The following is a 12641-nucleotide window of genomic DNA, read 5'->3' on the forward strand; positions in this document are numbered from 1 at the left end:
CCGGTGCTCAGCTGATGAGACACCGCGTACACAGTGCGGACATGCGGTAAGGTGCGTCGCATGTTCGCGCTTTCGACCCAGAACTGGTGGTGGACCGCTCATCCGGCGGCCCACTGACTGCGCGTACGCAAGACTTCGCGAAGGCCGCCCGAGGGGCGGCCTTCGGCGTGTCCGGGGTCGTTCCTCTCCGTCAGACGACTCAGAAGGAGCCCGACCCGTGGACCTCATGGACCTGCTGTCCGATCCCCGCCCCTTCGCCCTGCTCCGCCGCCGCACCCCGGGCCGTGACGAGGACCTGGTGGAGGTGCTGCTCGGCCCGGTGAGCGGCCGGGACCGGCTCGCCGACCTGCCCGACGAGGGTCTCGCCCTGATTCCGTTCCGGCAGATCCGCGAGCGCGGCTTCGACGTCCGCGACGACGGCACCCCGCTGCTGGTGCTCACCCCGCAGGAGACGCACACGCTGCCGCTGGACCAGGCCCTCCGCCGGCTCCCCGCGCACGAGGTGCGGGTCGAGGGCGGCGGCTTCGACGTGAGCGACGAGGAGTACGCGGAGACCGTCGGGCGGGTGCTGCGCGAGGAGATCGGCCGGGGCGAGGGCGCGAACTTCGTGATCCGGCGCACCTACGAGGGCGGGATCCCCGGCTTCGGCCGCGCCGACGCGCTCGCGCTGTTCCGGCGGCTGCTGGAGGGCGAGCGGGGCGCGTACTGGACGTTCGTGGTGCACACCGGGGACCGGACGCTGGTGGGGGCGAGTCCGGAGGTGCACGTCCGCATGAGCGGCGGGACCGTCGTGATGAACCCGATCAGCGGGACCTACCGCTACCCGCCCGAGGGCCCGACCCCCGAGCACCTGCTCGGCTTCCTCGCCGACGGCAAGGAGATCGAGGAGCTGTCGATGGTCGTCGACGAGGAGCTCAAGATGATGTGCACCGTCGGCGACCGGGGCGGGGTCGTCGTCGGCCCGCGGCTGAAGGAGATGGCCCACCTCGCGCACACCGAGTACGAGCTGCGCGGGAAGTCCTCGCTGGACGTGCGGGAGGTGCTGCGGGAGACCATGTTCGCGGCGACGGTGACCGGGTCGCCGGTGCAGAACGCGTGCCGGGTGATCGAGCGGTACGAGCCCCTCGGGCGGGACGGCGTGGCACGCGGGTACTACGCCGGGGCGCTCGCCCTGCTCGGGCGGGACTCCGGGGGCACGCAGACCCTGGACTCCCCCATCCTGATCCGCACCGCCGACATCTCCGCCGGCGGCCGGCTGCGTGTCGCGGTGGGGGCGACGCTGGTGCGCGGCTCCGACCCGGCCGGCGAGGTCGCCGAGACCCACGCGAAGGCGGCGGGGGTGCTGGCCGCCCTCGGGGTACGGCCGTCCCGGCCGCGGGCGGAGCGGGAGCGGCCCCGGCTGGCCGACGACCCCCGGGTGCGGGCCGCGCTGGACGGGCGCCGGGCCGGGCTCGCGCCGTTCTGGCTGCGGATGCAGGAGCGCGCGCCGGAGCCGGCCGGCCACGCGCTGGTCGTCGACGGCGAGGACACCTTCACGGCGATGCTGGCGCACGTGCTGCGCTCGGGCGGCCTGGAGGTGACGGTACGGCGCTACGACGAGCCGGGGCTGCGGGCGGACGTCCTCGCGCACGAGGGGCCGGTGGTGCTGGGCCCCGGACCGGGCGACCCGCGTGACGGGGCCGACCCGAAGATGCGGTTCCTGCGGGAGCTCGCGGCCACCGTGGTCCGCGAGCACCGGCACGGGGTGCTGGGCGTCTGCCTGGGGCACGAGCTGCTCGCGGCCGAGCTGGGCCTGGACCTGGTCCGCAAGGAGGTGCCGTACCAGGGGGCGCAGACGCGGATCGACCTGTTCGGGCGGCCGGAGACGGTCGGCTTCTACAACAGCTTCACGGCGCGCTGCGACGACGAGGCGGCCCGCGAACTGGCCGCGCACGGCGTCGAGGTGAGCCGCGCGGCCAACGGCGAGGTGCACGCGCTGCGGGGCCCCGGCTTCGCGGGCGTGCAGTTCCACCCCGAGTCGGTGCTGACCCTGAACGGCACGGCGGTCGTACGGGAGCTGATCGGGCGGCTGCGCCGCACGACCGTGTAGCCGCGCAGGGCCGCCTTCAGCCGAAGAACACCCCGATCTCCCGGTACAGCCCCGGGTCCACCGTCTTCAGCCGGGCCGTCGCCTCGGCCAGGGGGACGCGGACGATGTCGGTGGCGCGCAGGGCGACCATCGTGCCGAAGTCGCCGTCGTGGACGCAGTCGATGGCGTGCAGACCGAAGCGGGTGGCGAGCCAGCGGTCGAAGGCGCTCGGGGTGCCGCCGCGCTGGACGTGTCCGAGGACCGTGGTGCGGGCCTCCTTCCCGGTGCGCTTCTCGATCTCCTTGGCGAGCCACTCGCCCACCCCGGACAGCCGGACGTGCCCGAAGGAGTCCAGCGACCGGTCCTTGAGCACCATGTCCCCGTCCTTCGGCACGGCGCCCTCGGCGACGACCACGATCGGCGCGTACGACGCCCGGAACCGGGAGGTCACCCAGTCGCAGACCTGCTCGATGTCGAAGCGCTGCTCGGGGATGAGGATGACGTTGGCGCCGCCGGCCAGGCCGGAGTGCAGGGCGATCCACCCGGCGTGCCGGCCCATCACCTCCACCACCAGGACCCGCATGTGGGACTCGGCGGTGGTGTGCAGCCGGTCGATGGCCTCGGTGGCGATGTTGACGGCGGTGTCGAAGCCGAAGGTGTAGTCGGTGGCCGCCAGGTCGTTGTCTATCGTCTTGGGCACCCCGACGCAGGGCACCCCGTACTCGCCGGACAGCCGCGCGGCGACGCCCAGGGTGTCCTCGCCGCCGATCACGACGAGGGCCTGGACGTCCAGCTTGGCCAGGTTGGCCTTGATCCGGCGGATGCCGTCGTCCGCCTTGAGGGGGTTGGTCCGCGAGGAGCCGAGGATGGTGCCGCCGCGGGGCAGGATGCCGCGCACCGCGGGGATGTCGAGACGGACGGTGTCGCCTTCGAGGGGACCCCGCCAGCCGTCCCGGAAGCCGACGAAGTCGTAGCCGTACTCCTGCACGCCCTTGCGGACGATGCCCCGGATGACGGCGTTGAGCCCGGGGCAGTCGCCGCCTCCGGTCAGTACTCCGACCCGCATGGAAATGTCCCTTCGCAGCGGTTCCCTGACACCCGGTCACGCTAATGGTGATTCAGGTCACACCGGGAGGGGCGGGAAGGGTGATTCCGATGCACGGCCGGAAGCGGACCGCGCCGGTCCTACTCCTCGTCGAGGCCGCGTTCGATCGCGTACCGCACCAGCTCCACCCGGTTGTGCAGCTGGAGCTTGCCGAGGGTGTTCTGCACGTGGTTCTGCACCGTGCGGTGGGAGATGACGAGGCGTTCGGCGATCTGCTTGTAGCTCAGGCCCTTCGCCACCAGCCGCAGCACCTCCGTCTCCCGGTCCGTCAGCCGGGGCGCGCCCGGCTCGTCGGCGTCCGGCGCGGGCGCGGGCTCGGCGGCCAGCCGCCGGTACTCGCCGAGGACCAGACCGGCGAGGCCCGGCGTGAACACCGGGTCGCCGACGGCGGTGCGGCGCACCGCGTCCAGCAGTTCCGCGGTGGAGGCCGACTTCAGCAGATAGCCGGTCGCGCCGGACTTCACGGCCTCCAGCACGTCCGCGTGCTCGCCGCTCGCCGACAGGACGAGGACGCGCAACGCCGGGTTGTGGCCGACGAGTTCCTTGCACACCTGGACGCCGGGCTTGGCGGGCAGGTTGAGGTCCAGCACGAGGACGTCCGGGGCGGCGGCCTTGGCGCGGCGGACCGCCTGCTCGCCGTCGCCGGCGGTGGCGACCACCTCGAAGCCGGACTCGGCCAGGTCACGGGCGACCGCGTCACGCCACATCGGGTGGTCGTCCACCACCATGACCTTGATCGGGTCCTGCTGTGTCATCGCTGCTCCGCCTTCTTCCCCCGCGCCCGCACGGCGCCCTTCGGTACCTTCAGTTCCACTTCCGTGCCCTGTCCGGGCACGGAGACGATCTCGGCGCTGCCGCCGAGGTCGCGCAGCCGCCCCCGGATCGACTGCGCCACCCCGAGCCGGCCCTCGCCCTCGGCCTGGGCCAGCCGGCCCTCGGGGATGCCGGGGCCGTCGTCCCGGACGGTGACGACGATCTCGTCCGGCTCGTCCTCCACCAGGATCCAGGCCTTGGCGTCCGCCCCCGCGTGCAGGCGCACGTTGTCCAGGGCGGCCCCGACCGCGGCGGCCACCTCGCGCGCCGCGGCCGACGGCAGCGGCACCGGGGCGCCGGGCTCGGCGAGGCTGACCCGGGCGCACGCGTACCGGGCGAGCAGGGAGCGCAGGTCGACCGGGCCGGCCGGGCCGTCCTCGTCGGGCTCCTCCACCGCGCGGACCACGGCCCCGGCCGCCAGGTCCTCCGAGACCCGGGACACCGGGACCAGGCCGCCCGACACCAGCGTGCGCAGGGCCACCTCCTGCTCCCCGGCCAGCCGGCCCAGTTCCGCCGCCTCGCCGCCGAGGGCCGCGCCCCGGCGCTTCACCATCGCCAGCACCTGGAGCACGCCGTCGTGGATGTCGCGGGCCAGCCGCTCCCGCTCGCGGGTGGCGGCCTCGATCTCCAGTGCGCGGGCCAGGGTGCGCTCGGAGGCGCGGGCCACCTCCACCACGTAGCCGATGGCGATGGAGGCCACCCAGACGAGGATCACGTTGTGCACGGTGTCCCGGGCCGGCCGGCCGCGCTCGACCAGGTTGACGGCGGCCACGGCCGTGGAGGCGACGGCCGCCCAGCGCCAGCCGCCCTTGAGGGCGAAGGCCAGCACCGCGCCCGCCGTCCATATCGACGGCAGGGTGGGGCCGCCGCCCGCGATCCGCTCGTGGTTGTCGGCGACCGGGGTGAGCAGGATGCCGACGAGGGCGACGGTCAGGTCGGCGGCCAGGAAGCGCCGGGTGCAGCTCGCCGCGCTCGCCACCCTGGGGAGGGTGGCGAGGGTCCACACGGCCAGGACGGCGTAGTAGGCGACGGCGACCCAGGGCCGCACGAAGTGGTCGTACGCGGTGGCGCACAGGCCGATCGCGTACAGCATGGTCAGGACGCGGTAGCCGGCGAGCGCGCGCCACAGCGGCAGCTCGACCGACATGCGCATGACGCGTTCACGCTTGGGCATGTCCCCCGGTCCCCCTCCGGTTCCCCCTCGTGCCCTGTCTAGGACCCGGCCTGCTCCTCGCCGGCCTGCTCCGCCTCCTTGGCGGCCCTCGCCGCCTTCTCGGCCTTCTCCGCTTCCCTGGCGGCCTTCGCCGCCTCCGCGATCTGCCGCTTGGCGGCGGTCGCGTAGACGTCGACGTACTCCTGGCCGGAGAGCTTCATGATCTCGTACATGACCTCGTCGGTCAGCGCGCGCAGCACGAACCGGTCGTGCTCCATGCCCTGGTACCGGCTGAAGTCCATGGGCTTGCCTATGCGGATGCCCGGCCGCATCAGCTTCGGCACGACCTGCCCGGGCGGCTGGATCTTCTCCGTGTCGATCATGGCCACGGGGATGACCGGCGCGCCGGTGGCGAGGGCCACGCGCGCGAGGCCGCCCGGCTTGCCCCGGTACAGCCGTCCGTCGGGCGAGCGGGTGCCCTCCGGGTAGATGCCGAACAGCTCGCCCCGCTCCAGCACCTCTATGCCGCTCTTGATCGCCGCCTCACCGGCGCCGCGCGCCCCGGAACGGTCCACCGGGAGCTGGCCGACGCCCTTGAAGAAGGCGGCGGTGAGCCGGCCCTTCACACCCGGGGTGGTGAAGTACTCCGCCTTGGCGATGAAGGTGACCTTGCGGTCCAGCATCACCGGCAGGAAGAACGAGTCCGAGAAGGACAGGTGGTTACTGGCCAGGATGGCCGGGCCCGTGGCCGGAATGTTCTCCAGGCCCTCCACCCATGGCCTGAAGGCGACCTTCAGCGGCCCTCCGATGGCGACCTTCATCGCGCCGTACAACACCCGTATGCCTCCTGGTTTCTCCGAACAGACCTTAACCCGCGGGACCGTCAATGAGCCCGACGACCCTGGTCGGTGTCGGTGCGGTCGCGTACGGTGAAGCACATGCCAGTTCTCCCCGGAGCCGAGCCGTACCGCCACGAGGGCGGTGAGGTGGGGGTTCTCCTCTGCCACGGCTTCACCGGCTCGCCCCAGTCGCTGCGCCCCTGGGCGGAGCACCACGCGGCCCACGGCCTGACCGTCTCCCTGCCCCTGCTGCCCGGCCACGGCACCCGCTGGGAGGACATGCAGCTCACCACCTGGCAGGACTGGTACGCGCAGGTGGACCGCGAACTGCGGCTGCTCGCCGAGCGCTGCTCCCGGGTGTTCGTCGCGGGCCTGTCGATGGGCGGGGCGCTGGCCCTGAGGCTCGCGGCCCGGCACGGCGGGCGGGTCGCGGGCACGGTGGTCGTCAACCCGGCCAACAAGGTGCACGGCCTGTCGGCGTACGCCCTTCCGGTGGCCCGGCACCTGGTGCGCACGACCAAGGGCATCGCCAGCGACATCGCGAAGGAGGGCGCGGCCGAGCTGGGCTACGACCGGGTGCCGCTGCACGCGGCGCACTCGCTGCGGATGTTCCTGCGCCGGCTGGACGGCGAGCTGCCCCAGGTCACCCAGCCGTTGCTGCTGCTGCGCAGCGCCCGGGACCACGTCGTCCCGGCGGCCGACTCGGCCCGGGTGCTGAGCCGGGTGTCGGCCACGGACGTCACGGAGATCGTGCTGGAACACAGTTACCACGTCGCGACGTTGGACAAGGACGCGGACCGGATCTTCGAGGAGAGCCTCGCCTTCATCGGCCGGCTCGCACCCGGTGTCGGCAAGGAAGGGACGGCCGCAGTTGGCTGAGCACTACTCCGACCGTGAGGACCGCGAGGGCCGTGAAGGCCACGAGGACCAGGGCGGCCACGAGACCCGCGAGCCGGAGCGGCAGGAGGTGCCGTTCGACGAGGACGCCGCCTGGCGCGCCATCGTCGCCGGGTACGGCGAGGAGCCGCCGGACCCGCCGGGCGCCCGGCCCTTCAAGCCGGTCGAGGACCTCGCGCTGCTGGAGAAGAAGGCGGCGAAGGACCAGGAGGGCGAGCCGCGCGAGGACCCGGAGGAGTCCGCGGGCGGGCAGCCCGCCCGGCCGCTGGGCGGCTCGGTCTCCTTCGCGCCGGGCGTCGGCCCGCGGGACTACACGGCGTCCGAGCCGTCCGACGACGACTTCGACGAGGACGACGAGGGCCACTTCGTGCCGCCGGAGCCGCCCCCGCTGCCGACCTCGGACGCGACCGCCAGGTTCGCCTGGCTCGGTGTGGTCGGCGGCCCGGTGCTGCTCCTGCTGGCGGTGGTGCTGGGCTGGGACATGACCTGGTGGCTGGCGACCCTCGGCATCGGCGGCTTCCTCGGCGGCTTCGGGACGCTGGTGACGCGGATGCGGACGGACGACGAGGAGGACGACGACCCGGGGCGCGGCGCGGTGGTCTGAGCCGGCTCAGGCCGGGATCCTGAGGGCGGCGAGGACCGGGAGGTGGTCCGTGGCCGCCCTGAGGTCCGCCTCGCGCACGCCCGGCTGGTCCAGGGGCACCCCGCAGCCCAGCACCTCGATGCCCTTGGTCGCGAAGACCGCGTCGATGCGCTGGTGGGGGTCGGTGGGCGTGGAGGTGAACTCGCCGCCCCAGGGAGCGGTAGCGCGGCAGTCCTGGAGGGTACCGGCGAGCCGGCGGAAGGTGCGGCCCTCGGGCCCCTCGTTGAGGTCGCCGCCCGCGACGGCGTGCTCCACACCGAGTCCGGCGAGACGGTCGAGGAGCAGGCCGCCCTGGTCGTGGCGCTCGTCCCCCTGGAGCGACAGGTGGCAGCTGAGCACGCCGAGGCGGGCACCGCCGAAGCGGACCACCGCCGTGGCGAAGCCGCGCCGGTGCAGGCCCGGGGTGAGCGGGAGGAGGATGTCCTCCGTACGTTCGACGGTGGCGCGCAGGGAGCACAGGATCGCCGGTCCCGCCGCCGTGGCGCCACCGGTGAGGACGACCTGGCCGGAGGCCGCGGCGAGCCGCGCCAGCTTCTTGCGCCAGCGGAAGAAGCGGGGGGCCTCCTGGAGCAGGACCAGGTCGGGGGCGCAGGCGGTGATGATCCTCGCCAGCGCGTCCGTGTCGTCGCGCATCGAGCGGATGTTGTAGCTCAGGACACGGACGACCGCGGAGCCGTCGGCCTGCGTTGCGGAGTCGGGGAGCAGCGCCATGTGGATCAATGTACGCCCCGTGGGCCGGGGCGCGGGGACCGCGGGCGAGCCCCATCCGTCGTGACTCGCCGCGCCGTTCCTCGCGCCCCTTCGCGCGCTACATGATCGGGTCGGGCTCCCGGGCCAGGTCCGCCGCGCCCACCATGCCGGCCTTGTTGCCCAGCTGGGCCGCGATCACGTCGGCGACCGGGCGCCAGTTGCCGCCGACCAGCCAGCGCTTGTAGGACTTGCGGATGGGGTCGAGGACCAGCTCGCCCTCGTCGGACAGGCCACCGCCGACGATGAAGGCGGACGGGTCGAAGAGCGAGGCGAGGTCGGCCAGGCCGGCGCCGGCCCAGCGGGCCAGCTCGCGGTAGGAGTCGACCGCGACCGGGTCGCCCTGGCGGGCGGCCATGGAGATGTGCTTGCCCTCGATGCCCTCCGGGGTGCCGTCGCCCAGCGAGAGCAGCAGCTCGGCGTTCTCCGGGGTGGCGTTGGCGCGCTGCTTGGCGTAGCGGACCAGGGCGCGGCCGGAGGCGTACTGCTCCCAGCAGCCCTGCGAGCCGCAGCCGCACAGCAGGCCGTCCGGCACCATCCGGATGTGGCCGAACTCGGCGGCGACGCCGAAGTGGCCGCGGCGCAGCTTGTTGCCGATGATGATGCCGCCGCCGAGGCCGGTGCCGAGCGTGATGCAGATGACGTTGCGGTGGCCCTTGCCCGCGCCGAACTTGTACTCGCCCCAGGCGGCGGCGTTGGCGTCGTTCTCGACCACGACCGGGAGGCCCGTGCGTGCCTCGACCTTCTCCTTGAGCGGCTCGTTGCGCCAGTCGATGTTCGGCGCGAAGTACACCGTGGAGCGCTGCCGGTTGACGTAACCGGCCGCGCCGATACCCACGCCGACGATCTCGTGCCCGGCACGCGCGCCCTCCACCGCCGAGGCGATGGCGTCCACGATGGCCTCGGGCGTGGTGGGGGTCGGCACCTTGAAGGTCGAGAGGATGTTGCCTTCCTCGTCGACCACGCCGGCCGCGATCTTCGTGCCGCCGATGTCGACGCCGATGGTGAGTCCCATGAATCCCTCAGTTTCGGTCGAGCCCCGCTACGGCCAACCGTACCCGAGGCCCTGCCGTGCGAGGGCTTCAGTCCAGGTCGATGCGTTCCCCCGGGCCGGTGCCCTCGCCCGGGTCGCCCGGGCCCTTCCGGTCCCCCGCCGGGCCGGCCGTGCCGGTGGTCCAGCGGCGCTCCTGGGCCTGGACGGCGGAGCGGTAGGCGGCGAGCAGTTCGCCGCCGGCCGCGGCCAGGTGGTCGAAGACGTCGGGGTTGCGCTCTATGACGGGCTCGACGGCGGCCTTCGCCTGCTGGACGACCTGCCGCACCACCTGCTGGGCGGCGGGTCCGGCGAGGCCGCCGAGGAGCGGCGACTGGAGGCCGGCCAGCTTGTCGGCCACCGTGTCCACGAGCTTCTTCAGCTCCTCGGCCGCCGAGCCCGGCGGCGGGCCGTGCTCGGTGCGGCGGCGGGCTCGCTCGGCGGCGAGGTCCTCGGCGGCGGCCGTGGCCCAGGCGTCGGCGTCGGTCGCCTTCGCCGGCTCCTCCGGGGAAGGGTCGGGTGCGGGACGCTCTTCGCTCATGGCGGCTCCTGACTCCGGTTCGCCTTTACGACGTTACCCGAACGGGCGTACCCGTTCACCGTCCGGCGGCGGGCCACAGGCCGGGGTCCGGGGCGAACCGGATGCGCAGCTCGCCGTCCCGGAGTCCGGCGCCGGCGACGGTGCAGCGGCGCAGGGCGGAGGGCAGCGCGACGATGCGGCGGAACGGGCCCGCGGTGATCAGGAGTTCGTCGCCGCGCCGGACGAGGTCCAGCTCGTCCCGTATCGCGCCGGGCAGCGGAAGGTGCCACACCAGCACGCCGTCCTCCGCGAGCCGGTCGGTGACAGGCCACCCGACCGGGGTGGTCGCCGGGTTGACGCCGGGCACCGCGAGGGCGGCGAGGTCGTCCGGGCCGTGCGGGTCGTGGCCGAGGTGCGGGACGGGGTGGACGTCGTACGACTCCCGCCAGTCGGCGAGCGTTTTGCGCTGCTGGGCCAGGAGCGCGGAGAGCCAGCTGTCGGGGGCGGTCTCGGGCAGGACGCGGCTGGCGATCAGGGACTCGGTGCGCAGGGCGCGCAGGGCGAGGCCGAGGGTGGCGGTGCGCACGGCGTCGGCGCCGGCCGGGCCGGGCTCGGCGACCAGGCGCACGGCGGTGTTCCGGTCGGTGAGGACGGCCTCGACGGCGGCCAGTTCGACGTCCCAGCGGGCGGCCGTCTCGTAGAGCCAGTCGGCGGGCATGGGCACGCCGGCGAGCCGGCCGAGGACCGGGCGCAGGGCGCGGGCGGCCTGCCGTTCGGGGGGCAGGAGGCGGCGCAGGTAGCGGCGCAGTTCCTCGGGCAGGGCGAGCAGGGCGAGGGCCTGCGGGAGGGGCGGGAGGTCGACGACGAGGAGGTCGTAGCGCTCGGACAGGGCCGCGTCCCGCAGCGCGCGCAGGAAGGACAGTTCCTCGGCGCCGGGCAGCGGGGTGACCTCCTCGGCGTCCAGGCGGGCGGCGCCGAGGAGGTCGAGGACGTTCACGGCGCGGGTCTGGAAGGCGGTGAGGTCCTGGCGGAAGCGTTCGGCGGCGTCGGGCCGCCAGGCGCTGAGGTGCGCGCTGACCTCGGTGGGGACCGGTCCTGTCGCGGTGCCCAGGGCCGTGCCGGGGGTGTCCGTGCGGTCGGCGCTCAGCAGGAGGGTGCGGTGGCCCTCGCGGGCGGCTTCGAGCGCGGTGGCGGCGGCCACGGTCGTACGACCGCTGCCGCCGGGGCCCGTGATCAGGATGGTGCGCATGACGGTGAACGGTACCGCCGTGCGCGGGGGACGGACGGAGCTGTCTACTGCTCCCCCGACTCGACCCTCTTCTTCAGACCCGCCAGCGCCCGGTCGATGATGACCTTCTCCGCCTTGCGCTTGATCATGCCCAGCATGGGGATCTTGACGTCGACCGTGAGCTGGTAGGTGACCTCGGTGGCGCCCGCGCCGGCCGGCTTCAGCAGGTAGGAGCCGTCGAGGGAACGGAGCATCTGGGACTTGACGAGGGTCCAGGAGACCTCGTGGTCACCGGTCCAGGTGTAGGCGAGGGTCTGGTCGTCCTTGATGGCGCCGGCGTCCATGACGAGGCGCACCTGTTCGGCGCGGCCCTGCTCGTCCGTGGCGAGGACGTCCGCCTCCTTCACCTCACCGGTCCAGTCCGGGTAGCGCGCGAAGTCGGCGATCACCGCCATGACGTCGGCCGGAGCGGCCTCGATCGTGATGCTCGAACTGGTGTGTTCCGCCATCGCCGTGGCTCCTCCAGATGCGGGCCGGGTGGGAGAGGTTCGTGTGCGCCGGGCTGCGCACGTGTGTGCAGCGTGAAGGCTACCGCGCCGCCGGCCCGCCGCCTTCACCCCGCCTGCCCGGCCTCACCATTCGAGTGCCCAGGGCGTGCCGGTCCGGGCGAAGTGGCCCACGTTGACGCACTCGGTGGCGCCGATCCGCATCCGGCGCGCCAGCGGCTGGTGCACGTGCCCGAACAGGGCGTACCGGGGCCGGGTGCGGCGGATGGCGTCCAGCAGGGCCCGGCTGCCGCGTTCGAAGCGGCGGGCCACGGTGTCGTAGACCAGTTCGGGTACCTCCGGCGGGATGTGGGTGCACAGGACGTCGACCTCGCCGACGGCCTCGATCTTCGCCGCGTACTCCTCGTCGCCGATCTCGTACGGGGTGCGCATCGGGGTGCGCAGGCCGCCGCCGACGAAGCCGAAGGTCCACCCGCCGATCTCGGCCCGTCGGCCGTCGAGGACCGTCGTGCCGGGCCGGGCGTACTCCGGCCATAGTGTCGGCATGTCGACATTTCCGTAGGTGGCGTACGTCGGGGTGGGGAACGCGGCGAACAGCTCGGCGTACTGCTTGCGCACGGCCTTCTCGATGGCCGTGGCCCGGTCGGCGCCGATCCCGGCCCACAGCCGGGCGCCGAACGCGCGGGCCTCCTCGAAGCGGCGGGCTGTGCGCAGCTCGACGATGCGGTCGGCGTTCTCCACGCCGAACAGGTCCGGGAAGATGCCGCGCGCGTGGTCGGCGTAGTCGAGGAAGAGGACGAGGTCGCCGAGACAGATGAGGGCGTCGGCACCGTCGCCGGCCCGGGCCAGGTCACGGGCGTTGCCGTGCACGTCGCTGACCACATGGACGCGGGTCCGCCGGGCGCCGGAACGTGTGGATGCCATGGCGATCAAGCGTAGGCGTGTGCGATCCAGGTGAACAGTGCCGGGCCGGCCTGCGGTTACTCGCCGGTCGGTTCGGCCGTGGACTACTGTGCGCGAAGGAACGCCCACGTGTGTGACGCAGCGAACATCTCGCCTGGACCCCCTGTCGTAGACGCCATACCGGCGGGT

The 12641-nt window shown here is 73.6% G+C and carries 14 protein-coding genes; 4 read left to right on the forward strand and 10 right to left on the reverse strand.

Annotated elements, in window-relative coordinates; all coding sequences use genetic code 11:
* Positions 1-60: 60 nt before the first annotated feature.
* Positions 61-117, forward strand: coding sequence for a trp operon leader peptide (locus LG395_RS41645; protein ID WP_078912442.1), 57 nt, complete (start codon positions 61-63; stop codon positions 115-117).
* Between the two features lie 100 nt (positions 118-217).
* Complete coding sequence (locus LG395_RS11035; RefSeq protein ID WP_308071232.1) at positions 218-2089, forward strand: anthranilate synthase family protein; 1872 nt, start codon at positions 218-220, stop codon at positions 2087-2089.
* Positions 2090-2105: 16 nt separating this feature from the next.
* Here LG395_RS11035 and LG395_RS11040 read toward each other — a convergent pair whose 3' ends face one another.
* The 4 genes from LG395_RS11040 to LG395_RS11055 form a co-directional block, all read right to left on the reverse strand.
* Positions 2106-3134, reverse strand: coding sequence for a 6-phosphofructokinase (locus LG395_RS11040; protein ID WP_225809242.1), 1029 nt, complete (start codon positions 3132-3134; stop codon positions 2106-2108).
* A 119-nt stretch (positions 3135-3253) separates the two neighbouring features.
* Positions 3254-3928: a response regulator gene (locus LG395_RS11045; protein ID WP_171157100.1), complete on the reverse strand. Its 675-nt coding sequence runs from the start codon at positions 3926-3928 to the stop codon at positions 3254-3256.
* Complete coding sequence (gene macS / locus LG395_RS11050; protein ID WP_171157098.1) at positions 3925-5160, reverse strand: MacS family sensor histidine kinase; 1236 nt, start codon at positions 5158-5160, stop codon at positions 3925-3927. The genes LG395_RS11045 and macS overlap by 4 nt, the downstream gene beginning before the upstream one ends.
* A 38-nt stretch (positions 5161-5198) precedes the next feature.
* On the reverse strand, positions 5199-5972 hold the full coding sequence (locus tag LG395_RS11055; RefSeq protein WP_225809271.1) for a lysophospholipid acyltransferase family protein: 774 nt from the start codon (positions 5970-5972) through the stop codon (positions 5199-5201).
* A gap of 105 nt (positions 5973-6077) precedes the next feature.
* Here LG395_RS11055 and LG395_RS11060 point away from each other — a divergent pair, with 105 nt between their 5' ends.
* Both LG395_RS11060 and LG395_RS11065 read left to right on the forward strand, forming a co-directional pair.
* Positions 6078-6857, forward strand: coding sequence for an alpha/beta hydrolase (locus LG395_RS11060; protein WP_171157096.1), 780 nt, complete (start codon positions 6078-6080; stop codon positions 6855-6857).
* Positions 6850-7479 (forward strand): hypothetical protein, encoded by a 630-nt coding sequence (locus LG395_RS11065; RefSeq protein WP_225809243.1) that lies wholly within the window; start codon positions 6850-6852, stop codon positions 7477-7479. The genes LG395_RS11060 and LG395_RS11065 overlap by 8 nt, the downstream gene beginning before the upstream one ends.
* A gap of 6 nt (positions 7480-7485) precedes the next feature.
* Here LG395_RS11065 and LG395_RS11070 read toward each other — a convergent pair whose 3' ends face one another.
* From LG395_RS11070 to LG395_RS11095, 6 genes are all read right to left on the reverse strand, one after another.
* Entirely contained in the window at positions 7486-8229 is a 744-nt protein-coding gene (locus LG395_RS11070) for an endonuclease/exonuclease/phosphatase family protein (RefSeq protein WP_225809245.1), read from the reverse strand.
* Positions 8230-8326: 97 nt separating this feature from the next.
* Positions 8327-9280, reverse strand: coding sequence for an ROK family glucokinase (locus LG395_RS11075; protein WP_014672213.1), 954 nt, complete (start codon positions 9278-9280; stop codon positions 8327-8329).
* A 67-nt stretch (positions 9281-9347) separates the two neighbouring features.
* Positions 9348-9836, reverse strand: coding sequence for a DUF5304 domain-containing protein (locus LG395_RS11080; RefSeq protein ID WP_171157091.1), 489 nt, complete (start codon positions 9834-9836; stop codon positions 9348-9350).
* 55 nt (positions 9837-9891) lie between these two features.
* A complete protein-coding gene (locus LG395_RS11085) occupies positions 9892-11064 on the reverse strand; it encodes an ArsA family ATPase (RefSeq protein ID WP_225809246.1) in 1173 nt (390 codons plus the stop codon).
* A gap of 44 nt (positions 11065-11108) precedes the next feature.
* A complete protein-coding gene (locus tag LG395_RS11090) occupies positions 11109-11552 on the reverse strand; it encodes an SRPBCC family protein (protein ID WP_225809247.1) in 444 nt (147 codons plus the stop codon).
* A 123-nt stretch (positions 11553-11675) separates the two neighbouring features.
* Complete coding sequence (locus tag LG395_RS11095; protein WP_171157085.1) at positions 11676-12473, reverse strand: metallophosphoesterase family protein; 798 nt, start codon at positions 12471-12473, stop codon at positions 11676-11678.
* Positions 12474-12641: the final 168 nt, after the last annotated feature.

The organism is Streptomyces spinosus, from assembly GCF_020400655.1.
In the GTDB taxonomy this organism is placed as follows: Bacteria; Actinomycetota; Actinomycetes; order Streptomycetales; family Streptomycetaceae; genus Streptomyces; species Streptomyces argyrophylli.